Origin of the sequence: Streptosporangium sp. H16 (assembly GCF_051918855.1) — a bacterium.
GTDB lineage: Bacteria > Actinomycetota > Actinomycetes > Streptosporangiales > Streptosporangiaceae > Streptosporangium.
This window is the reverse complement of the sequence record NZ_JBPXMD010000002.1, coordinates 508,202-528,864: the sequence shown is the minus strand read 5'-3', so window position 1 is coordinate 528,864 and position 20,663 is coordinate 508,202. Positions and strand designations below refer to the sequence as shown.

Below are 20,663 nucleotides of genomic sequence, written 5' to 3'. Positions count from 1 at the left end.
CTCCGCACAGCAGGTGTGCGCCGGCGATGACCTACTCCTTGGACAGGTCGAGTACCAGGGCGTCGCTGGCTCTGGCATCGGGTGCGGACCGTACGACGCCCACCAGCCGCCACCCCCAGCGTTGGTACATGGCGTGGGCGGGAGCGTCCGGATTGGCCAGCAACGTTGCGTACGGCGCGTTCTGTTGAGCCAGCAGCGTCTCCAGGAGTTGCCGACCGATACCTCGTCGCCGGTAGTCGTTGCGGACGTCCAACTCGATCACCGCGAACTTCGGCGAGTCCGTCAGCTCGGCGGGAGCGGGAGCGGCATCCCCTCCCCACCACCGATCCGCCCCGAACGCGAGGCCGAAGGAGAATCCCACGAGCTCTGACCCGTCTCGGGCCGACACCAGAGCGAAGCTGTCACTCTTCACCTGCCTGCCCGTACGTTCGAGGAACCGCTCACGGCTGTAGAGCGGTCCGGATAGATAAGGAGGCTCAGCGTAATTCTCCAGGTACAGCTGGACGTACTCATCGCTGAGCGCTTCGGCGGCATTCTCGCCGGTCAGGTATTGGTATTCGATATCGGTCACGTGTCCTCTTTCGCTGCCGTCAGGGCGATATGTTCTCGGTACTCTGTAATGGCGCGTTGCGCGTTGTGCCCCACTGGCGCGGCATCAGCTACACCGTGAGCGACATGCAGCACGAACCGCGTCATATTCTCAGGCCCGAGCCCTTCCAAGATCGAGGCAGCGTTTTGGAGTCCGTCGTCAACGTCTCCTGCACGGACCGCTGAAGCTGCCTGGTGCAGGCGAATCTGAGCTCTCTGTCGCGCGCGCCCGGGCGGATAGGAATTGAGCGCCTCCCTCTGGGCGGAGGCCGCGGCCGGATTGCCTGTCATGGTCTGCACGAGAGACCGGGTATGCAGCAGCCGAGACTCCGACCAGCCCTCGGTACTCATCCTGTTGCGTGTCACGGTATCGGGAAGCGCGGCGAAAACGTCAGCCTGCCGCTCCATGCTGTCGCGCGCACCGAAGTGATCACCCATGAGGGCCAAGGCGTAGGCGCGGGCACCGAGAGCTTCGGCTGCGGCGCATCCCGGCTGCTCGGCGGTGAGAGCGAGAGCGGTATCCGCACGCGACAGCACCAAGGACAGAGGCCGACCTTCGTACAGGGCTTGGACGGCTTCCCACGCGTTCGCAGCGGCGATGAGCTCATTGTCATCAGTCCGGGCTGCGGCCCGACGAGCTGCGGCCCACCAGTCTCTCGACTGACGGGTGTTTCCAGCCAGCCCGAGTGTGTGGGCTAGGAGGAATGTCAGCCGGGCGTTCACCCGCGCCCACCCGGCCGCGTCGCGGCTGGACGCGGTCGGCAGTGTCCGCTGCAGGTTCAGGAGGTCCATCGACAGGTCACGGATCACCTCGGCCAGAGACCGCGAGATGACCGCGTGAGCGTGCTCCCACACGATTTCTTCCCACTCGTCTAGGTCCGGCCCGCCGAGCTGCGTGTCCACGATGGTGCGTAGCTGTTCCAGTTCTGGCAGTAGGGCGGAGACACCTGCTGTTGCGGCACCGAGTAGGAGCCGCCTTCGTACTTCGTCCATAACGACAGGATCAGGCAGCTCCGGGGTTCCCGCTAGCGGCACCGGCCCGGTTTTGGCCGCATGGACGAGCGCGTGTAGAGAGGTCAGGGCGCCGTCAGCGCGATAGAGCCTGTCGAGGCTTTCGACAGCTTCGATCGGCGCGAGGCGCTCGCCGCGCTCCCAGCGGCCAAGAACCGACTAATCGGTATTTATTTGCGCCGCAACGCCTTTGAGGGATCCTTCGCGAAACTCTCGCCAATGCCTAAGGGATGCGCCGAAAAGGGCAGTTGGTGACTTTGAGGGATCAACCGTGTCAGGTCGACGAGGCATGGCAACCTCCCGCTGTATTGGCCAATCTGGCTGCTCCTATTAGCCAAAACAGATCTCTAGATGGGCGTTGAGATTTTCTTCACTATGGCACGTAAGGCAGTACCGAACACGCCCCTCACGCCTAACCGATGCCATATTTGCTTTTTGTCTTTTCGGCGCCCGGAGGGGCGTAAATGGTGTCTGTTCTTGGCGCAGCGCCTCAGCAGACGGACCCGCCGCCCCGATACGGAAGGAACAGGTGGATGACCAGGCAGTACCGCAAGACGATCCCGCCCCCCGGCAGGGCGGACGGAGACCTGGACATGGTCCTGGCCAGCGACGCCCTCAACCGCCTGCGTGAAGTTCTGCACGGACACCGCATCTACCCGTCCATCAGTTACTTCGACGGGATCAAGCTGCACGTGGCAAATGAGATAGCGGTGCGCGTCCGAAGTGACGACGATGGTGGCCTGTTTTACTGCTGCAAGGACGAGCGTCGAGGTGCTTCCCGTAAGGAGTTCGAAGTGCCCGCCGACAACATGGACGACGTCGCCTCCCAGATCGCCGCCGCCCTCTACGGGGCGCCGAACGTGCAGCTGACGCCATGAGACCGCCACGGCGAACTGCAAAGGAACGTCCAGGTCGCCACGCGGACCTGGTTCTCGCCACTCGACCAAGCGACGCGTCATGACAACCGCCGCGCCGACACAGCTGCGTGTCCCCTACGTCATCGCCCACGCGGACGAGGTCGCATCGCAACCTCTGTGGTTCGTGCGTCGCCCGCTGGGCGGGATGCGGCTCGCCTACAAAGATCCGCGCCGGGGCGATGTGGTCCGTGGCGTGTTGCGCGTCCGCGTGCTGACCACCCGCCGAGGGGCACCGCAATGGCGGAAGCTCAACACGCTGCGTCAGTGGCGTTGCATGGAAAGGACGCGGTGCCAAGTGTGCGGGAAGGCCGCGACCGACCCGACCACGGGCCGCATCCCCTGGATCATGACCGATACCGCGTTCCGTGAAATCCCCGGCGACTCCACCGGCGGCCTCAGCAGTGCGCCCCCGACCTGCTGGGCCTGTATCCCGGAGGCGCTGGCCACCTGCCCCCAGCTTCGCATCTCCTCGACCGTCTGCACTGTCGCCCGCGCCGAGCCCGTCGCCGTACTGGCGGACATGTTCACGCCCGGTCCGGGCCGGAGGGCCATCCCCACGGGGGAGCACAACGTCGAGATCAGCCTGAAAGACGAGACGGTGCTGCCCTACGCGCTGGCCACGCAATTGGTCGTCCAAGTTCACGACCTCCAGCCGGCGGTTCAGGACTGAGAGGCATGATCATCGAATCTACCCGCACGAGAAGTGAGGGCTATAAATGATCAAGGAAGGTGCGTACACCTACATCGACGGTCGCGACCCGGTCGTTCCCTACACCGGGAAGTACGCGGTGAAGGTGCCCGACGTGTTCGACCGGATCCGCGACCGCTGGGCCCAGGCGGGCCTGTCCGAGGCGCCGTACCGGCCGTTGAGGATCGAGTTCGAGTTGACGACCAAATGCAACGACTCCTGCCCGAGCTGTGGCATGGGAGCCCTTTCCCTGCAGGCGGGCCGGTCTCTGAGCGACCGGCAGTTGGAGCACCTGGTCGGAGAGTTCGCCGACGTCGGCCTGCCGTGTGTGGCCATCACCGGCGGGGAACCGTTCGTCGCGATGCGCGCGCTGCTGCGCTTCATGTCGCAGGCGCGCGGTGCGGGCGTGGAGGTCAACAAGCTCACCACGAACGGCGCCTGGGGGTCGGCCAAACGCTGTGGCCGCACCTTCGAACAGCTCGTGAAGGCTGGGCTGCTGGACAACGAGCTGTTCGTGCCGCTGCTGATGGTGTCGATCGGGGAGCAGACCACGCGGCTGGAGGACGTAGCCCGGATCATCCACCACACGGTCACCGAGTTCACCGAACGGGACTTGAACATCGCGATCAGCAGCCTTGCCGACCCCTCCGACCGCGAGCACAAGATCTACCCCCTCATGCGGCTGTACGAGGCAACGTACGGCGACTTCCCGCACGACCGCGTCCACTCCACGATGCGCGTCTACCTCGACAACGAGCGCCTGGAGGATCAGGCACCCATCCACCGGCCCGGCCAGACGCCCGTAGCCAGGTGGATGGACACTTGCTACGACTGCTTCGCACCCACGGTCGGCTCCTACGTGCTGCCCACCGCGCTGTTGAAAGCCTCCGGTGACCTGTACGCCTGCGCGGCGTTCAACGTGCCAGAAAAGCTCGGCTTCGGCAACCTGTTCCGTGAGCGGCTGCGCGACATCATCGCCCGCACCAACCGTTCGGCCTACGTCGCCCAGGTTCGTGCCGGCGGCGGCCTAAAGGCGCTGCACGACGTGATTCCCCGTGCTGAGACCGAGAAGATGACGTGCGGCAGCTTCTGCGGCTCCTGCTCGCTACTGATCGACGAGTTCGAGCAGCGCACCGGCGAACGCGGCACCGAAGGTCCGGCGTTGCCGTTCGTGCCCGCTGACGCCCTGTGGTCACGCACCGGCGTGGTTGGTGGCCGCCGTGGATGACGAGCTCTCGCCGCAAGCGGGGGTGATGACCGCCATCGCTCATGCCGCCCAGCGCACACCACGCGACTGCGCCGATCCGAGTCTGGACCTGTGGAATGACCTGGGCATCGATAGCCTCTCGCTGCTGGAACTGATTCGAGACCTCGAAAAGCGGTTTCAGGTGACCATCCCAGATGAGGACACCGGTCAGGCTCACACGGTCGGCGACCTCATCAGAATCATTCAGCGTCTCGCGGGCTCCGACCCGCCCGCGGGCCCGACCAGATAAGGCAAATGATGACGGCACGACTCATCGAACCTCGCGGGCGCGGGTTCCTGCTGTTCGACTCCCACCCCGGCGGATGCGAGAAGATCGTCGGTGACATGTGGGATCGCGTCGCCCCCGCGCTCCCCGACACGAAGGCCGAGCGCCGTCCGGTCGCCCTGATCATCGGCTCCAGTGCCGGTTACGGGATGGCGGCCACGATCGCGGGAATCCGTCGCTACGGCCTCGACGGCGTCGGTCTGTGCTTCGAGCGCCCGCCCACCGAGCGGCGTACGGCCACCGCGGGCTGGTACCGCACCATCGCGACCGCCGAACTCGCGGCCAAGGCCGGTCGCGACTGGTCGTTCGTCAACGGCGACGCCTTCGCCGACGACACCAAGGCCCAGGTGCTCGACCTGCTCGCCGAACGGTTCGGCGGCATCGACTACCTGATCTACAGCGTCGCCGCGCCTCGGCGCGTCGACCCCGTCACCGGGCAGACGCACCAGTCGGTGATCCAGCCGCTCGGGGAGGGGTACAGCACCAAGACCCTCGACGTCGGCGGAGACGAACCGGCCCTGAAGGAGATCTGGGTCGAACCGGGTAGCGACACCGAGCGGGCCGACACCATCAAGGTCATGGGCGGCGAGGACTGGGCTCTGTGGGTAGACGCCCTGACCGACCGTGGCTTGCTGCGTCCGGGGTTCACCACCGTGGCCCTGTCCTACATCGGCTCGCACCTGACCGGGCCGATCTACCGGGAAGGAACGATCGGCGCCGCCAAGGCCCACCTGGAGGAGACCGCGCTCACGCTGAACGGCGACCTGGCCGGGGTCGGCGGGCGGGCCATGACGTCGGTCAACGGCGCCGCCGTCACGCAGGCCTCCACCGCGATCCCCGGCATCGCCCTGTACGTCAGCCTCCTGCGCGGCGTTCTCGGTGAGGACATGCAGTCTCCGCTTCAGCAATCCGTCGAGCTGTGGGATCGGCTCACCGGCACCCAGGGGCTCGACCTCGACGACCAGGGGCGCATCCGCCTGGATCGGTGGGAACTGCACCCGCTCATCCAGGAACAGGTGACCGAGCGGTGGGAGGCCGTCGCCTTCGACACCATCGGCGACCTGGCCGACATCGGCTGGTTCGCCGGCGAAGTACGCCGCTTGTACGGCTTCGACATGCCCGGCGTGAATTACGGGGCGCCGAGCGAGCCTGACCTGCCCTGGCCCACCCCCACCGAATAGCGACCGACCGGAGGAGATGTGACGACCGCAGGTGACCGCATCCGGCAGTACGAGGAGTACATTCACCGGCCGCGGACCCCGTACAGAGCACGTAAAGCCCGCTATGACGCGGCAGCCGACCAGCTGTTTTCCGCGGGTATCTCCAATCGCGACATCCTCGTAGATGTTGGCGCGGGCGGGACCGAGCTGGATGTGTGCCTGCGGGTCGACTACGGTTGGCGCGGCCGGTACGTGCCCGTCGACGGATGGCTCGACGGGGTGGATCTGGAGACGTGGCAGCCGCCGCGAGTCTTCGACTGGTTCGCCTGCCTGGAGGTCCTGGAGCACTTGCGCGACCCCGGTCGCCTGGTCAAGGCGCTCCAGGGCAACGCCACCCGCGGTGTCGTCATCACCACCCCGAACCCCGAGGTCTGGGACGTCCTGTCCATGGACCCCACCCACCTCACCTCCATCAGCCAGGACATGCTGAGGGAGTGGGGTTTCCGAACCACTCTGCACACCTTCTACGGCAAGTACCAAGACGGCATCACCGGCCTATGGACCGGAGTCGGGTAGGTCGATGCCGGGGCCGCTGGAGTGGATTTCACACGACTGAGCGAGAGGAAGCCGCTCCCGGCGTTAGCGTGACCAGCCGGAAGGCCGGCCACGCCTCAGGGGAGGAACACCATGACGACGCGGTATCGGACGGTTGTGGACGCCATGCTGATTCTGGTCCGCGATGGCAAGGTGCTCCTGGCCCAGCGTCAGAACACCGGCTATGCCGACGGCCAGTGGAACCTCCCGTCCGGACATCTGGAGGAGGGCGAGACGATCGCCGAGGCCGTCGCCCGGGAGGCGCTGGAGGAGATCGGTCTCGATCTGGGCGTCGAGGATCTGCGGTTCGTGCACCTGTGCCACTTCCGCAGCCCCGAGGGGCAGGCTCGGATGGGTGTCTTCTTCGAGGCCACGTCCTGGGAGGGGGAGCCGGTCAACGCGGAGCCGCACAAGTGCGCGCGGATCGAGTGGTTCCCCCTTGACCGGCTTCCGCCCGACACCTACCCGTACACGGCGGCCGGGGTCGAGCGATACCGGCAGGGGTTGCCGTACGCGGCCGTGTGGCCTACGAGCCACCTGGACTGACCAGCTCGGCGCCGAAACGGTCCGGCCGGGAAACAAGGGTGGCACGTGGGTGATCCCTGGGTGGCCCAATGGGTGCCGGTGACTTCACCAGGGCCCAGGTCGACAAGGCGGCGGCCGTCTCGACGAAGGACACCGTGTTCCTCGGCGTTCCTCGGTCTCGGCTTGGAGCGGGTGGCGGGCCCCGCCGAGCGGGCCACGGCCGGGCACCCGGACGCCCTGAACACTTAGCTCTTGCGCTAAGTGTTCAGGGTGGGCAATACTTAGCCGCATGGCACAGTATTCGGCCGAGCTCGACGGTGTGTTCGTCGCCCTCGCCGACCCGACGCGGCGCGGCGTCATCCGGCGCCTCGGCCGCGGTCCGACGAGCGTGGGCGATCTCGCTCGCGAGTTCCCGATGACCCTTCCCTCCTTCATGAAGCACGTGCGGACGCTGGAGGCGAACGGCCTGATTCGCACGGTCAAGCTCGGCCGGGTGCGCACCTGCGTGCTCAACCGCGACCGTCTCGCCCTCGTCGACGGCTGGCTCGAAGAGCAGCGCCAGGTCTGGGAAGAGCGCACCGACCGGCTCGAACGCCTCGTCACCGATCCCAAGGAGAAGCAACCGTGAACCCCGATCTCGACCTGACCCTGCAACGGGTCATCCGCGCGCCCCGCGCCGCCGTGTGGAGCGCGTGGACCGACCCGTCCCTCTTCGGGAAGTGGTGGGTCCCGGCGCCGACCGTGTGCCGCGTCGACCGCCTCGACGTCCGGCCAGGCGGCGCGCTCGTGACGCTGATGAGCGACGACGGGGTGGACTTCGTCCCGCACATGGACGCGAGCTTCCTCGTCGTCGACGAGCTCGAGCGGATCGTGTACACGAACGCGATCGACAGCGCCTGGCGCCCCGCCGATCCCGCACCGGTGCCCATGACGGCCGAGATCACGCTGAGCGATCATCCGGACGGCACGGACTACCGGATCATCGTCCGGCACGGCGATCCCGCCGCCCGCGCCCGCCACGAGGAACTCGGCTTCCTCGACGGCGTGGGCTCGGTCACCAAGCAACTCGCCGTGCTCGCGGAGAGCCGGGCCGCGCTGTGAAGATCGCTCTCACGGAGTTCGTCACCCTCGACGGGGTCAGCCAGGGGCCCGGCTCGCCGGCCGAGGACACCAGCGACGGTTTCACCCGGGGCGGCTGGCTCGTGCCCCACCTGGACGAGTTGTTCGTCCGGCGTACCTCCGAGTGGCTGGACCTCGCCGACGGTCTGCTGTTCGGGCGGCGAACCTACGAGGCGTTCGCCCGGGACTGGCCGCAGATCACCGACCCGGACGACCCGTACACCGAGCGGATGAACTCACTGCCGAAGTACGTGGTGACCAGCACCCTCACCGAAGGGAACTGGCATCCGACGACCGTGCTCCGCGGCGACCCGATCCAGGCCGTCGGGGAGCTCAAGGCGCGGCCAGGACGGGAGCTTCAGGTCCACGGGAGCGCGCGACTCGGCAACGCCCTGCTGGCGGCGGGCCTCGTCGACACGCTCCGGCTCGTCGTCGCCCCGGCCGTGACCGGTTCCGGGCGGCGGCTGCTCGACCACCCGAGCGGCCCCGTCGGCCTCCGGCTCGTCCACCACGAGGCGACGGCGAACGGCCTGCTGCTGCTCCAGTACGAGACCGCCGGCGCCGCCCCGGTAGCGGAGTACGAGGGCGTCACGGCCTTCGTCTAGTGCGGTGACCGGGAGCGGACTCGCGCAGCGCTGTCTCGGCACCGAGCGACACCTCGCGGCTGCTCAAGCGCGGTGGTCCGCGGCCGGCCGGACGTCCGCCGACAGGTCGGCACGCAGGGCGAACGGCACGAAGACGGCCAGGGTGACGAACGCGAGTCCGGTGGCGGCGGCGAAGACCGTCCGCACGTCCCACACCTCGGCCCCGATACCGGCCAGCGCGGCGCCGGCCGGGATGACGCCCCAGCTGAGCACCCGCGACGCGGCGTAGACGCGGCCCAGCAGCTCGGGCGGCGTCAGGTTCTGCCTGAGGGTGGCCACGAGGATCCGCCAGACGCTCGATCCCGCGCCGGCGATCACCATGCCCACGGACACCAGCCACGCGTTCGCGTCCAGGGCGACGGGCGCCACCAGCAGGACGGTCCCGACGGCATCGGCGACGAGCAGCGTGGCCACCCCGAACCGGCGGCGCAGCGGCTCGACCACCATCGACGCGAGCAGCCCGCCGACGGCCATCGCCGTCATCAGCAGGCCGTACTGGGCCGCGGTGAGGCCGAGCGGGCCGGGGCTGACGGCATGCACGACCATCAGCGCCGTCGGGACCGCCCAGACCACGTTCATCGCGGCGGTGAAGAGAGTGAGCGTCCGCACGACCGGCTGCCGCCACAGGAAGCGGAATCCGGCGACCACGTCGCCGCTCCCGGCGGGCCGCGTTCCCGTCGACGTAGGGCGGAGCGTCATCATGGCGAGCCCGGCGACCGCCAGGACGTAGAGAGCCGCGCCGGTGCCGGTGGCCAGGGCCAGGGTGAGGCCGGCCAGCAGGCCCGCGAGCGGTGGTCCCGCCAGCTGGTTGGTGACGTTGATGGTCGCCTCGAGCCGCGCGTTGGCCCTGCTGCGGCCGGCGGGCTCGATGAGCATGGGGACGGTCGAGGTCAGCGCCGTGTCGGCGAGTGTCTCGGCCGCGCCGAGCAGCACCGCGGCGACCAGGATCATCGGCAGCGAGAGCGCGCCGGCGAGGTGGCCGGCGGTGAGACCGGCCAGCACCGACGCCCGGACGAGGTTGACGCCGGCCAGCAGCAGCCGGCGGTCGACGCGGTCCACGATCCAGCCGGCGTGCAGCCCGAAGATCGGCCAGGCCAGCGTCAGCGCCGTCGTCACGGCCGCGACCCCGCCGGGCGAGGCGCCGGCCGCGATGGCGAGCAGCGGGAGCGCGAACAGGATCATGCCGTCGCCCAGGTTGGCGGTGCCGGTGCCGAACCACAGCCCGTTGAACGACCGGCCCAGCGAAACGGGGAGGACGCGCATGCCATTCTCACCTTTCAAAGCTGTTTGAGTGGTCATAGCGTGGTGGAGTCCGCCTTACCTGTCAACTGCTTTTGATCAGTGAGACAATGGATGGATGATCGACGTCGAACTGGTCGGCAACGCCCTGTGCCTGGACTTCGCCAACACGGTCAACAGTCGCCCGGTCGCCCGGCGCGACTGGCTGGCCACCCCCGGGGAAACGGTGACCTGGGCGCGCGCGGCGGGCCGTCCGATCGAGCGGCGGGCGGGCCTCGCCGCCGCCCTGCCCGGCGCCCGCGAGCTGCGTGAGACGGTGTTCCGGGTGTTCCGGTCGGTGGCCGACGGCGGCGACCCGCCGCGCGCCGATCTCGACGCACTCACGGCGGCGTACGCCGACGGCCTCGCCCATGCCCAGTTCGAACACGAAGACGGCCGCTTCCACTTCGCGTGGCCCGCCCCGCGAACCGCCGGGACGCTGCTTCGGGAGGTCGCCGCCTCCGCCGTCGACCTGCTCGCCCACGGGCCGCTGGAGCGGATCCACGCGTGCCCGTCGTGCTGCTGGCTGTTCCTCGACACCAGCAAGAACGGCCGCCGCCGGTGGTGCAGCATGATCACCTGTGGCAGCCGCGACAAGGCACGGCGCTACTACGCGGCCCGCACCTCGTCCTGAGGCCCTCCTCCCCGCGGCGCCTCGGGACCGCCGGACTCCCCTTCCGGGGCACTGAACGCGTGAGTTGACCTCAACCCTGCTTGAGGTCGCAGGCTGGGCGGCGACGTACACGAGCGAAGGGGAACCCTGTGAAGGCAGCTGCTTTTTTCGAGTTCGGCGGTCCCGAGGTGTTGCGGGCGACGGAGCTTCCGACGCCCGAGGCGGGCGAGGGACAGGTGCGGGTGCGGATCAGGGCCGCGGGCGTGCAGCCGTTCGACCTGGCCATCAGGTCGGGGTGGACCCCGGAGGGGGTCGGCGGTGAGCTGCCCCGCGTGCCGGGCAACGAGTTCGCCGGGGTGGTCGACCAGGTGGGCGCGGGGGTGAGCGAGGTCTCGGCCGGTGCCGAGGTCCTGGGCTTCAACCTGCTGAACGCCTACGCCGAGTACGTGGTCGTGCCCGCGGAGAACGTCACGCCCAAGCCCGCGAACATGCCCTGGGACGTGGCGGGCGGTTTCACCGCCGGGACCCAGACCGCCCACATCGCGCTGCGGCAGCTCGGGGTGGGGGAGGGGGACACGGTCCTGGTCCACGCCGCCGCGGGCGCGGTCGGCACCGCGGCGGTCCAGCTCGCCCGGCTCTGGGGGGCGACCACGGTGATCGGCACGGCCCGCGAGGAGAACCACGACTACCTGCGCGAGCTCGGGGCGATCCCCGTCACGTACGGCGAGGGCCTGCTGGAGCGGGTGCGCGCCCTCGCCCCCGGCGGGGTGGACATGGTCCTGGACGGCGCGGGCGGCGAGGCGCTGGAGGTCTCCCTGCAACTGGTGAAGGGCGAGCGCGTCGTCACGCTCGTCGAGCACGGCAGGGCCGCGGAGCTGGGGGTGCAGGTGACCAGGGGGGTGCGGCTGGCGTCCCGCCTGGCCGAGCTCGCCGCCCTGTACGCCGAGGGCCGGCTCGTCTTCCCGGTACGCCGGACCTATCCGCTGGAGTGGGCCGCGGACGCCCACCGCGAGGTCGCCACCGGCCACGGACGGGGCAAGGTCGTGCTGGTCATGGACTGATATGGCCGTATCGCTGGTCTTATGACCAGAACCCTTAGTAAGGTTTCTTGTTAATAACGTGCTATCCGTCGGCTCGTTGGACAGTCCCGCCTCCCATTTCTCGCTCCAGGAGGAGTCCACGTGCATCTGCGACACAAGCTGGCCACCGGTACCGCCGCCGCGATCGGCGTAGGGTCCCTGTTCGCCCTGCTGCCGTCCACCGCGGCGGTGGCCCACGGGTCCATGTCGAACCCGCCCAGCCGGGCCTACGTCTGCAAGAACGAAGGTCCGGAGACCCCCAGGTCGGAAGCGTGCAAGGCGGCCGTCGCGGCCGGGGGCACCCAGGCGTTCTACGACTGGCACGAGGTGTCCCGGCTCGAAGCGGGCGGCAACCACCGCCAGATCATCCCCGACGGCCAGCTGTGCGGCGCCGGGCGGGACAAGTACCGCGGGCTCAACCTCGCCAGGGCCGACTGGCCCGCCACCTCGGTCTCCCCGGGGCCGCTCACAGTCACCTACCACGCGACCGCGCCGCACGCGAACAGCAACTTCGAGTTCTACATCACCAAGCAGAGCTGGAGCCCCACCCAGCCGCTGCGCTGGTCGGATCTGGAGCACATCAGGACCTTCAACAACCAGAACCCCACCCAGTTCACCAACTGGACGATCAACCTCCCGCAGCGGAGCGGCCGCCAGCTCATCTTCTCGATCTGGCAGCGCATCGTGGGCAGCACGGAGGCCTTCTACACCTGTTCCGACGTGAACTTCGGCGGCACCAACCCCAACCCCACACCGACCCCGACGGTGACCCCGACGGTGACCCCGACCCCGACCCCGACGCCCACCCCGACGAGCCAGCCGGGCGGCACCTGGAAGGCGGGCACCGCCTACGCGGTGGGCGCCACGGTGACCTACGGCGGCGTGACCTACCAGTGCCTGCAGGCGCACACCGCGCTCGCCGGCTGGGAGCCGCCGAACGTCCCGGCCCTGTGGCGACGCCTCTGACCCGGTGAGATCCGGCCGGGGTGGCCGCCGCCACCCCGGCCGGGATCGTCGCTCTCCCGAGAGTCCTCCCGAGAACCGAGGAGTTCGTCATGAAGCGTGCGGTTCCGGTGGTCCCGGCGGTCGTCCTGGGAGTTCTCCTGCTCTCCGGCTGCGGTGCCGACAGCATCCAGGAACTCCGCGGAGGTCCCGCCGGTCACGGGGCGCACGGTGCCGCCCCCGTCCAGCCGCCGTCCCCCGTTCCCGCCCAGGGCACGTACGGCGCCTCCGGCCAGGGGTCCGGCCAGGGTCCCGGCCGGGCTTCGGGCCAAGGCGCCGATCATGGTTCCGACCACTCGGCGCACGGCGCGGGCGCGGGGCTGCCCAGCCCCTCGCCCGCCCCGCCGGCGGGGACCGCCGCAGGAGTCGCCTTCAACGCCCCCGACGTGATGTTCCTGCAGATGATGGTGCCCCACAACACCCAGGGGGTACGGCTGGTGCGGCTGGTGCGCGAGCGGCCGGTCCGCCCCGAGGTCAAGGAGCTCGCCGAGGCGATCGGCGTGACCCAGGAACGCGAGTCCGCCTCGATGTCCGGGCTGCTGGATGCCTGGGGGCGGCCCGCGACCGCGAAGGACGACGAGCACGCCGCCCACGGCGGGATGCCGGGGGTGAGCGAGGAGGAGATGGCGGCGCTGATCGCCGCTCCACCGGCCGAGTTCGAGCGGAGGTTCCTCGACATGCTGATCGCCCAGCAGGACGACGCCGCCCAGATGGCCAAGGTGGAGGTCGCGACCGGGCTGCACTCCCAGGTCACCGAGATGGCCAGGCGCGTCGACGTCTCGCGTACGGCGCAGATCGCGCAGATGCTGGCCCTGCGCGGCCAGTAGGGGCCCGCAAGGACAGTAAAGAATTTGTCCTCCCATCCCTTTTGTGAGGTATATTCCCTACTTGATATAAGGGGAATCAGGGGAGAGTCATGCGTAAGATCTTTGGGGTCGTGGCCGGATTGGTCCTGGCCGGGACCCTGGCCGCGTGCGGGGGGACGTCCACCGACACGGCCCAGCCCGCCGGCGGCACGCCGAAGGCCGACGCCCCGCTCAGGGTCGGGGTCAACCCCGTGCCCCACGGCGAGGTGCTCAAGTACGTCAAGGACAACCTCGCCGCCAAGGCCGGGCTGAACCTGGAGATCGTCGAGTTCACCGACTACGTCCAGCCCAACACCCAGCTGGACGAGGGCAACCTGGACGCGAACTACTTCCAGCACATCCCGTACCTGGAGGAGTTCTCCAAGGGCAAGGACATCAAGCTCAGCTGGGTCGCCCCGGTGCACATCGAGCCGCTCGGCCTGTACTCCAAGAAGATCAAGAATGTCTCCGAGCTCGCTCAGGGCGCCCAGGTGGCACTGCCCAACGACGCGAGCAACCTCGGCCGCTCGCTCAAGCTCCTGGCCGACAACGGCGTGATCACCCTCAAGGAGGGCGTGGGCGTCAAGGCCACCGAGCGCGACGTCGCGGGCAACCCCAGGGAACTGGAGTTCAAGCCCCTCGAGGCGGCCCAGCTGCCCCGCTCCCTGGAGGACGTGGACGCCGCGATCGTGAACGGCAACTACGCCCTGGAGGCCGGGCTGCAGCCCGCGACCGACTCGCTGATCCTGGAGAAGGGCGAGGGCAACCCGTACGCCAACGGCCTGGTCACCGTCCCGGCCAAGGTGGACGACCCCCGCGTGAAGAAGCTCGCCGAGCTCCTCACCGGCCCCGAGGTCAAGAAGTTCATCGAGGACAGGTACAAGGGCGCGGTCCTGCCCGCCGAGTGACCCGCCCGGTGACCCGCCGGTGCTCCGTTCGGCGCCGTTCCCGGTGCCGTGTCCGGTGATCCGCCCCAGGGGCGGTCACCACCTCCCGCGCCACGCCTCGGCCGCGCCTCCCCGCCCGTCTCGCGGGGGGCGCGGCCGACGCTTTTCCAGGTCCGGCAGGCCTGTGACGACGAACGGGAGGCCGCGGTCCGCATCTACCTCCGTCCGGTGACGTTTGAGATTCGCACGGGGGATAGATGGGGTGGGTTGGCTCGAAGGAGGAGATTCCATGACCATCGCAGGCGGCATCGTTCTCATCATGCTCGGCGCCATTCTCACGTGGGCGGTCGAATTCGACATCGCCGGATTCGACATCAACATCGTCGGTGTCATTCTGATGATCGGCGGCCTCGCGTGGCTCCTGTTCGCCGTGTACCGGCTCAGCCTCGCCCGCCGGGCGGTGGTGCCGGACTCGACGACCACCACGGTGATCGACGATCCGGTCACCCAGCGCCGCACCTACCAGGAGCGCCACTACAACGACCCCCCGGCGGTGTGATCCCGCGGACCTCTCCCGCAGGGGAAACGCGACGTCAGCGGGTACCGCCGGCCGCTCCGGGTCCGTTAGGAAACGGTCCCCGCGGGTAGGCGTGCCGTTTCAAGGAACGCGAACGGAGGGCACAGGACGTGAGCAGAGTCGTATCCCGCGGTGCGAGCGCCGTGAGCGGAATGCTCGGTGGCGCGATCGCCGGGGCCATCTTCAAGCAGGTCTGGAAGCTCGCGTCGGGTAAGGACGACGCCCCTCAGGCGACGTCGGACGAGTACGGCTGGGGCGAGATCCTCGTGGCGTCGGCCATCCAGGGCGCCATCTTCGGTGTGGTCAAGGCCGCGATCGACCGTTCCGCGTCCCGGAGCATCCACAGAGCCACCGGCAAGTGACCCCGTGAGGTAGCCGCCGTCACCACCGGCGACCGGCCTCACGCCGGAAGGCCCCCGATCCCGTCCGCGGGACCGGGGGCCTCCGTACGTCCGAAACCGTCAGACGGCTCCCATATCCCGGAGCCGTCAGGCGGCTCCGGGACACGGGCGGGCGTCGGCCGCCCGCCGCGCCGGGACGCGGGAGGAGAGCACCTCCGCGTACACGGCGGACGTCTGGGCGGCGATCCGGTTCCAGTCGTAGCGTGAGCGTGCCCGGGCGGCGGCCGCCGCCCCGTAGGACGCCAGCAGGGACGGTGCGGCGAGCAACCGGCGCAGCGCCCCGCCCAGCGTGTGCGGCTCTCGCGGCGGGACCAGCAGGCCGGTGACCTCGGGGACGACGGTGTCCAGATGCCCGCCCACCGCGGACGCCACCACCGGTACGCCGCAGGCCATGGCCTCCAGCGGCACGATGCCGAACGGTTCGTACCAGGGCATGCTGACCACGACGTCCGCCGAGCGCATCAGGGTGGGGACGCTCTCCCTGTCCACCCTGCCGAGGAACCTGACGCGGTCCGCCACGCCGCACCGGGCGGCCACGCGCGAGAGCCTGTCCGCCTCCGGGTCGTCCAGGTCGCCGCCAGCGACGACCAGGGTGGCGCCGGGAATGCGGGCGAGGGCGTGAATCGTGGTGTCCACGCCCTTGCGGCGGACGGGACGGCCGATGGCGAGCAGGACGGGCCCCGGGCCGAGGTCCCTCCTCGGGCCGGTGGGGGTGAAGGAGCGCACGTCGACGCCGCAGGGCACGACCCGCGCCCGGCTGCGCGGAATCCGCATCCTGCGCAGTTCCGCCACCTCGTCGGCGCAGGTCGCGACGATCGCGTCCACCTGGGAGGCGACCATCGCCTCGATCTTGAGGCGCTCGCGCGGGCTGGAGTCGTCCGTGCCCTGGTGGCGGCGCTTGACCGTACCGAGGGCGTGGAAGGTGTGCACGATGGGGACGGCGGCATCCCTCGCGGCGGCCAGGGCGGCCAGGCCGCTCATCCAGAAGTGGCTGTGGACCATGTCGGGTGGCGCGGCGCTCCAACGCCTGGCGAGCCACCGGCCGAAGTCGGGGATCCAGGGGAGCAGGTCGTCCTTGGACAGGGGCATGGCGGGTCCGGCGGGGACGTGGACCACGGTGACCCCGGGGGCCAGGGAGGTCTCCTCAGGCTGTGAGGGGCACTCCCTGCGGGTGTAGACGGTCACCTCGTGCCCGCGCGCGGCGAGCGCGAGGGACAGGGCGGCGACGTGGACGTTCTGGCCCCCGGCGTCGGCTCCGCCGACGGCCGCGAGGGGACTGGCATGCTCTGACACCATTGCGATCTTCATGGACACGGCTCCACCGGGTGTGCGGGGCAGGCGTGCCTGCGTCCTGGGCATACCGGCCTCCTCTGCCCTGACCGGGGACTTTAAACGTGTTTGACCTTGGGATTCACGGGAAGGCGAGCAGTTTTGGATGGGAAGGAGTTCGACGATGGAGGCTCCCCAGTACGTCGCGGCGCGCGTGCAACGCGCGCTCGCCGAGGACGAGAGAACCACGGAACTCGGCATCCGGGTGGACATCCGGGGTGATCAGCTCTACCTGCGCGGCCAGGTCGCCAGCATCGACCGCAGCGAGCTGATCGCCGAGGTCGCCGGCGAGGCGGCCCCCGGGCTGGCCGTCCACAACGAGATGGACATCGTGGACGTGCGGGACCCGGTGGGGGAGGAGAGGCTGTGAGAGACGTGCGGATCGCGGCGGTCGGGGACGTACACCTCGACGAGAGCCGCAAGGGGAGCTATCGCGAGCACCTCCACGACATCGGTGAGAAGGCCGATGTCCTGTTGCTCGCCGGAGACCTGACCCGGCACGGCACGATGGAGGAGGGGCGGGTGGTGGCGGACGAGTTCCGCGACCTGCCGATCCCGGTGGTGGCCGTGCTCGGCAACCACGATCATCACTCCGACCAGCCCGCCGAGATCGCCGCCCTGCTGCGCGACACCGGGATCGAGGTCCTGCACGACGACGCGACGGTGCTCGACATCGACGGGGTGCGGCTCGGGGTGGTCGGCGGCAAGGGCTTCGGCGGGGGGTACGCGGGCAAGTGCGCCAGCGACTTCGGCGAGCCGGAGATCAAGGCGTTCGTCGGGCACACCAAGCGGATCGCCGACCGCTGGCGGGTGGCGCTGAAGGAGCTGCAGGCCGACCGCAGGGTCGTGCTGTCCCACTACTCGCCGGTCAAGGACACCCTCGCCGGGGAGCCGCTGGAGATCTACCCCTTCCTCGGCAGCTACCTGCTGGCCGAGGCGGTCGACGCCGAGGGCGCCGATCTGATCATCCACGGGCACGCCCACGCCGGCACGGAGAAGGGCGTCACGCCGGGCGGTATCCGGGTGCGCAACGTGGCGCTGCCGGTGCTGGGCCGGGCGTACGGCGTGTATCTCCTCTGACGCGTTCCGACGCGTTACATGAAGAAGCGGGCCGGGGGATACCCGGCCCGCGAGGCTTCTGTGGGAGTTCGGGGCGCTTACATGCTTCTTACGAACGTTCTTCGCGAGCGTGGTGCCCGCGTCGAGACGTGTGCCGGCCTCAGGCCCGCACCGGACGGCGTACGGACATCAGGCCGTACGGAACCGCGTGCGGGTCGTGCGGCCCGCACCTGGACGGTGTGCGAGCACTGGGCTCGCACCGGTCTGTGTGCGGCGAGCGTGAGGCTCGCGTCACACATTGAAGATGCTCACACCCCCGGGACCGACGAGGAAGCCGAGGACGATGAGGACGATTCCCCAGAGGAAATCGCGACGGGCCAGGATGACGTAGATCCCGGAGATGACGAGAACAACTGCGATGATCCAAAGCAAGGTAGCCATAACCCGCCTCTGCCCTCACAATTCGCTACTTAACATCTTCATCATCCTCGGTTCTGTACAGATCAACTATCGGCTGGATGAACCACAGCCAGGCGCTCAGCAGGGCCACGACCCCGGCGAACACCGCCGCCGGCCAGGCGTTGAGGACCGTTTCCGCGACGAGCGCCACCGAACTCGTCATCGCGACCGCGAGCCCGGCGGCCCCCGCGATCCCGAGCGCGTTGGCGCGGTGCAGCATCTTCTCCTTCAGCCCGGTCCTGAACAGCAGGCGGTGCTGGGCGGCGGGGGTGATGAAGCAGACGGACGCGATGGCCGCGCTCAGCAGGGCGATGAAGAACAGCCAGTGCCCCAGGGTGTCCACTTTGTTGAAACCCGCCGCGAACGGCAGGCTGAACAGAAAGGCGAACAGCACCTGCACGCCGGTGACCGCGACGCGCAGGCCCTGTAACAACTCGCCGAGTTCGCGGTCGACACGTTCCTTGCGGGTCTCTCCGGGTTCGGGATGTTCCCTTTGCACATGTTCAGGTTGAATCATGCGCATCGTTTACCCAAGGAAAGGTTTGGCATGCCTACCTGGGGAGTTACGGGGTACGGCGATGGCTATGGGAAGCCACAGTCACGAGGTCACCGACGCGATCCTGGAAACGCTGAAGCGAGCGAGCAGCGGGTTGAAGGACGCGGACGTCAGGTTCGCTCTCGCCGGAGGCTGTGCGGCCTACGCGCGCGGAGCCGCCCCCTCGCTCCACGACGTCGACTTCGTCCTCCCCCAGGAGGACGTGCCGCTCGCGCTCGAGGCGCTGGGCAAGCTGGGATTCGAGACGTCCAGGCAGCCGCCGGAGGACTGGCTGGTCAAGGCCTTCGACGAGGGCAGGCTGGTGGATCTGATCTTCTCGATCTGCGACCATCCGGTCACCCCCGAACTGTTGAAGCGGGCGGAGCCGATGAAGGCCTCGGCGGTGATCCTGCCCGTCCTGGAGGCCACCGACCTGGTCATCTCCTGGCTGCTGCCGCTCTCCGAGCACAGCTGCGACTACGGCTCCCTGCTGCCCCAGGTCCGCGCCCTGCGCGAGCAGGTCGACTGGGACCGCGTCGCCGCCGTCGTCCAGGACTCCCCCTATGCCTCCACCTTTCTCATCCTTCTCCAGCGCCTTGACGTCATCCCCGGCCCCATCGACTCCTCAGGTGACCCGACCTGGCCGTGAGACCCGACCGTCCCGCGAACGCGGAGGGGCCCCGCCGTCCGGCGGGGCCCCTCTCGTCGTCTCGTCCGGTGTACCGGGTCAGGAATCCCGGGTCCGAAGGTTCCGGATCACAAGACCCGTGCCCGGAAGGTCCGGGTCAGAAGGTTCCAGGGCCCCCGCCGAAGGGGAAGCGGCCGTAGTACTCGCCGACACGGTCGCGGTACGCGGGCTCCTTGAAGTTCGCCTCGTCGAACTCGGGGGCGTCCTTGATCTCCTGCTTGGTGCGCGCGACGTAGACCTTCTTCTCCTGCGGGTCGATCTGCGTCACCGTGCTCGCCGGCAGGAGGACCTTCTTGCCGAAGATCCACGGCCCCGTGTCGACGACGAGGTAGCTCTCGCCGACCTCGTACGTCGCCTCGTCGATGGAGCCGATCTTCCCATCGGTGGCTTCGACGTGGTACCCGGCGACGTCGAGCGTCCTGTCCTGGTCGTACACGTCGGATCGATAGTTCCAGAGCTCAGGTTGCATGGTTGAACATCTCCCTTGACTTGATACTCCGGGCTCCGGTCACGTACCCGAGCGAGGAGCCCTAAACGGCATTTCCCCAAGTCAGCAGGTGTGGAACACTGTTCGCTCGCCTTTGTTTCCGCTTGAATCCGCAGGTCATCGCGGGTTTCGGCCGCCGCCCCCGGGGAGTGAATCCCGCCGTCCGGTGCTCTTTGGCGGCATATATCTGCTCATGTACGGACCATGGCGTCGGGTCCGGTAAGCTTGTCGACGTCAAGCGCCGCTAGCTCAGTTGGTTAGAGCAGCTGACTCTTAATCAGCGGGTCCGGGGTTCGAGTCCCTGGCGGCGCACCACGGTTTAGGCCGATGACCTGGGCATCTCCGCTTCGGCGGGGATGCCCAGGGTCGTTTCCGGGCCCTACAGGGGCTTGGTGCGGGCTGCGTCCCAGCCGCCGGTGCCCGATTCCCACACCTGGACGGGGGCCTGGAGGCCGCCGTCTGGCTTCGCGGTCCGTGTCCACACGACGGTGGTCGCGCGTTGGTCGACGGCGATGACCCGGCCTGACGGCCTGTCCGCTGGGCAGGCCTGCCCCACCGGCCTGGCCATGTGGATCCGCGGCCACTGGAGTATCGAAACCGACTCCACCGGCTCCGCGACGTCACCTACGGCGAAGACCACACGCCG

Annotated in this window: 28 protein-coding genes and 1 tRNA gene; 21 read left to right on the top strand and 8 right to left on the bottom strand. The window is 68.9% G+C overall.

The window, feature by feature from the left end:
• Nucleotides 1-31: 31 nt before the first annotated feature.
• Both ACTOQ2_RS05380 and ACTOQ2_RS05375 read right to left on the bottom strand, forming a co-directional pair.
• Nucleotides 32-571: a GNAT family N-acetyltransferase gene (locus ACTOQ2_RS05380; RefSeq protein ID WP_440098601.1), complete on the bottom strand. Its 540-nt coding sequence runs from the start codon at nt 569-571 to the stop codon at nt 32-34.
• Nucleotides 568-1,581, bottom strand: a complete 1,014-nt coding sequence (locus tag ACTOQ2_RS05375) for a hypothetical protein (protein ID WP_440098600.1) — start codon at nt 1,579-1,581, stop codon at nt 568-570. The genes ACTOQ2_RS05380 and ACTOQ2_RS05375 overlap by 4 nt, the downstream gene beginning before the upstream one ends.
• 551 nt (nt 1,582-2,132) lie before the next feature.
• Between ACTOQ2_RS05375 and ACTOQ2_RS05370 the strand changes: the two genes are divergently transcribed.
• The 10 genes from ACTOQ2_RS05370 to ACTOQ2_RS05325 all read left to right on the top strand — a co-directional run bounded on the left by ACTOQ2_RS05370 (nt 2,133) and on the right by ACTOQ2_RS05325 (nt 8,739).
• Complete coding sequence (locus ACTOQ2_RS05370; protein WP_440098599.1) at nt 2,133-2,477, top strand: hypothetical protein; 345 nt, start codon at nt 2,133-2,135, stop codon at nt 2,475-2,477.
• A 79-nt stretch (nt 2,478-2,556) separates the two neighbouring features.
• Nucleotides 2,557-3,186, top strand: a complete 630-nt coding sequence (locus ACTOQ2_RS05365) for a hypothetical protein (protein ID WP_440098597.1) — start codon at nt 2,557-2,559, stop codon at nt 3,184-3,186.
• A 46-nt stretch (nt 3,187-3,232) separates the two neighbouring features.
• Nucleotides 3,233-4,432 carry a hypothetical protein gene (locus ACTOQ2_RS05360; protein WP_440098596.1) on the top strand — a complete coding sequence of 400 codons (1,200 nt, stop codon included), beginning with the start codon at nt 3,233-3,235 and terminating at the stop codon, nt 4,430-4,432.
• Entirely contained in the window at nt 4,425-4,700 is a 276-nt protein-coding gene (locus tag ACTOQ2_RS05355; RefSeq protein ID WP_440098595.1) for an acyl carrier protein, read from the top strand. The genes ACTOQ2_RS05360 and ACTOQ2_RS05355 overlap by 8 nt, the downstream gene beginning before the upstream one ends.
• A gap of 8 nt (nt 4,701-4,708) precedes the next feature.
• Nucleotides 4,709-5,917 carry an enoyl-[acyl-carrier-protein] reductase FabV gene (gene fabV, locus ACTOQ2_RS05350; protein ID WP_440098594.1) on the top strand — a complete coding sequence of 403 codons (1,209 nt, stop codon included), beginning with the start codon at nt 4,709-4,711 and terminating at the stop codon, nt 5,915-5,917.
• A gap of 18 nt (nt 5,918-5,935) precedes the next feature.
• Nucleotides 5,936-6,472, top strand: a complete 537-nt coding sequence (locus ACTOQ2_RS05345) for a hypothetical protein (RefSeq protein WP_440098593.1) — start codon at nt 5,936-5,938, stop codon at nt 6,470-6,472.
• Nucleotides 6,473-6,583: 111 nt separating this feature from the next.
• Nucleotides 6,584-7,036 (top strand): NUDIX hydrolase, encoded by a 453-nt coding sequence (locus ACTOQ2_RS05340; RefSeq protein ID WP_440098592.1) that lies wholly within the window; start codon nt 6,584-6,586, stop codon nt 7,034-7,036.
• Between the two features lie 268 nt (nt 7,037-7,304).
• Nucleotides 7,305-7,643: an ArsR/SmtB family transcription factor gene (locus ACTOQ2_RS05335; RefSeq protein WP_362508192.1), complete on the top strand. Its 339-nt coding sequence runs from the start codon at nt 7,305-7,307 to the stop codon at nt 7,641-7,643.
• The gene (locus ACTOQ2_RS05330) at nt 7,640-8,116 is read left to right on the top strand and encodes an SRPBCC domain-containing protein (RefSeq protein WP_440098590.1); all 477 of its coding nucleotides are present in this window, start codon (nt 7,640-7,642) and stop codon (nt 8,114-8,116) included. The genes ACTOQ2_RS05335 and ACTOQ2_RS05330 overlap by 4 nt, the downstream gene beginning before the upstream one ends.
• A complete protein-coding gene (locus ACTOQ2_RS05325; protein WP_440098589.1) occupies nt 8,113-8,739 on the top strand; it encodes a dihydrofolate reductase family protein in 627 nt (208 codons plus the stop codon). Before ACTOQ2_RS05330 ends, ACTOQ2_RS05325 begins: the two co-directional genes overlap by 4 nt.
• Nucleotides 8,740-8,802: 63 nt before the next feature.
• Here ACTOQ2_RS05325 and ACTOQ2_RS05320 read toward each other — a convergent pair whose 3' ends face one another.
• On the bottom strand, nt 8,803-10,041 hold the full coding sequence (locus ACTOQ2_RS05320) for an MFS transporter (RefSeq protein ID WP_440098588.1): 1,239 nt from the start codon (nt 10,039-10,041) through the stop codon (nt 8,803-8,805).
• A gap of 94 nt (nt 10,042-10,135) precedes the next feature.
• On the opposite strand from ACTOQ2_RS05320, the gene ACTOQ2_RS05315 reads away from it, so the two are divergent.
• The 7 genes from ACTOQ2_RS05315 to ACTOQ2_RS05285 all read left to right on the top strand — a co-directional run bounded on the left by ACTOQ2_RS05315 (nt 10,136) and on the right by ACTOQ2_RS05285 (nt 15,421).
• A complete protein-coding gene (locus ACTOQ2_RS05315) occupies nt 10,136-10,690 on the top strand; it encodes a CGNR zinc finger domain-containing protein (RefSeq protein WP_440098587.1) in 555 nt (184 codons plus the stop codon).
• Between the two features lie 128 nt (nt 10,691-10,818).
• Nucleotides 10,819-11,730 carry an NADP-dependent oxidoreductase gene (locus ACTOQ2_RS05310; RefSeq protein ID WP_440098586.1) on the top strand — a complete coding sequence of 304 codons (912 nt, stop codon included), beginning with the start codon at nt 10,819-10,821 and terminating at the stop codon, nt 11,728-11,730.
• A 120-nt stretch (nt 11,731-11,850) separates the two neighbouring features.
• A complete protein-coding gene (locus ACTOQ2_RS05305; protein ID WP_440098585.1) occupies nt 11,851-12,714 on the top strand; it encodes a lytic polysaccharide monooxygenase auxiliary activity family 9 protein in 864 nt (287 codons plus the stop codon).
• An 89-nt stretch (nt 12,715-12,803) separates the two neighbouring features.
• On the top strand, nt 12,804-13,577 hold the full coding sequence (locus tag ACTOQ2_RS05300; protein WP_440098583.1) for a DUF305 domain-containing protein: 774 nt from the start codon (nt 12,804-12,806) through the stop codon (nt 13,575-13,577).
• An 89-nt stretch (nt 13,578-13,666) separates the two neighbouring features.
• The gene (locus tag ACTOQ2_RS05295) at nt 13,667-14,503 is read left to right on the top strand and encodes a MetQ/NlpA family ABC transporter substrate-binding protein (RefSeq protein WP_440098582.1); all 837 of its coding nucleotides are present in this window, start codon (nt 13,667-13,669) and stop codon (nt 14,501-14,503) included.
• Between the two features lie 268 nt (nt 14,504-14,771).
• Nucleotides 14,772-15,041, top strand: coding sequence for a DUF6458 family protein (locus tag ACTOQ2_RS05290; RefSeq protein WP_362697502.1), 270 nt, complete (start codon nt 14,772-14,774; stop codon nt 15,039-15,041).
• Nucleotides 15,042-15,169: 128 nt separating this feature from the next.
• On the top strand, nt 15,170-15,421 hold the full coding sequence (locus tag ACTOQ2_RS05285; protein WP_440073964.1) for a DUF4235 domain-containing protein: 252 nt from the start codon (nt 15,170-15,172) through the stop codon (nt 15,419-15,421).
• 126 nt (nt 15,422-15,547) lie between these two features.
• Here ACTOQ2_RS05285 and ACTOQ2_RS05280 read toward each other — a convergent pair whose 3' ends face one another.
• The gene (locus tag ACTOQ2_RS05280) at nt 15,548-16,768 is read right to left on the bottom strand and encodes a glycosyltransferase (RefSeq protein ID WP_440098580.1); all 1,221 of its coding nucleotides are present in this window, start codon (nt 16,766-16,768) and stop codon (nt 15,548-15,550) included.
• Nucleotides 16,769-16,913: 145 nt separating this feature from the next.
• On the opposite strand from ACTOQ2_RS05280, the gene ACTOQ2_RS05275 reads away from it, so the two are divergent.
• Entirely contained in the window at nt 16,914-17,159 is a 246-nt protein-coding gene (locus ACTOQ2_RS05275; RefSeq protein WP_440098578.1) for a BON domain-containing protein, read from the top strand.
• Nucleotides 17,156-17,869: a metallophosphoesterase family protein gene (locus ACTOQ2_RS05270; RefSeq protein ID WP_362841263.1), complete on the top strand. Its 714-nt coding sequence runs from the start codon at nt 17,156-17,158 to the stop codon at nt 17,867-17,869. Before ACTOQ2_RS05275 ends, ACTOQ2_RS05270 begins: the two co-directional genes overlap by 4 nt.
• A 270-nt stretch (nt 17,870-18,139) precedes the next feature.
• Here the strand turns inward: ACTOQ2_RS05270 and ACTOQ2_RS05265 are convergent, their stop codons facing one another.
• Together ACTOQ2_RS05265 and ACTOQ2_RS05260 are read right to left on the bottom strand one after the other, a co-directional pair.
• Nucleotides 18,140-18,289, bottom strand: a complete 150-nt coding sequence (locus ACTOQ2_RS05265) for a GPGG-motif small membrane protein (protein ID WP_362697514.1) — start codon at nt 18,287-18,289, stop codon at nt 18,140-18,142.
• A gap of 25 nt (nt 18,290-18,314) precedes the next feature.
• Nucleotides 18,315-18,830 carry a DUF6328 family protein gene (locus tag ACTOQ2_RS05260; protein ID WP_440098576.1) on the bottom strand — a complete coding sequence of 172 codons (516 nt, stop codon included), beginning with the start codon at nt 18,828-18,830 and terminating at the stop codon, nt 18,315-18,317.
• Between the two features lie 61 nt (nt 18,831-18,891).
• Here ACTOQ2_RS05260 and ACTOQ2_RS05255 point away from each other — a divergent pair, with 61 nt between their 5' ends.
• Nucleotides 18,892-19,491, top strand: a complete 600-nt coding sequence (locus ACTOQ2_RS05255; protein ID WP_344742816.1) for a nucleotidyltransferase family protein — start codon at nt 18,892-18,894, stop codon at nt 19,489-19,491.
• 136 nt (nt 19,492-19,627) lie between these two features.
• On the opposite strand, the gene ACTOQ2_RS05250 is transcribed toward ACTOQ2_RS05255, so the two are convergent.
• A complete protein-coding gene (locus ACTOQ2_RS05250) occupies nt 19,628-19,999 on the bottom strand; it encodes a PRC-barrel domain containing protein (RefSeq protein ID WP_440098575.1) in 372 nt (123 codons plus the stop codon).
• A 256-nt stretch (nt 20,000-20,255) separates the two neighbouring features.
• On the opposite strand from ACTOQ2_RS05250, the gene ACTOQ2_RS05245 reads away from it, so the two are divergent.
• Nucleotides 20,256-20,332, top strand: a tRNA-Lys gene (locus ACTOQ2_RS05245).
• Between the two features lie 64 nt (nt 20,333-20,396).
• On the opposite strand, the gene ACTOQ2_RS05240 is transcribed toward ACTOQ2_RS05245, so the two are convergent.
• The gene (locus ACTOQ2_RS05240; protein WP_440098573.1) at nt 20,397-20,657 is read right to left on the bottom strand and encodes a hypothetical protein; all 261 of its coding nucleotides are present in this window, start codon (nt 20,655-20,657) and stop codon (nt 20,397-20,399) included.
• Nucleotides 20,658-20,663 lie beyond the last annotated feature (6 nt).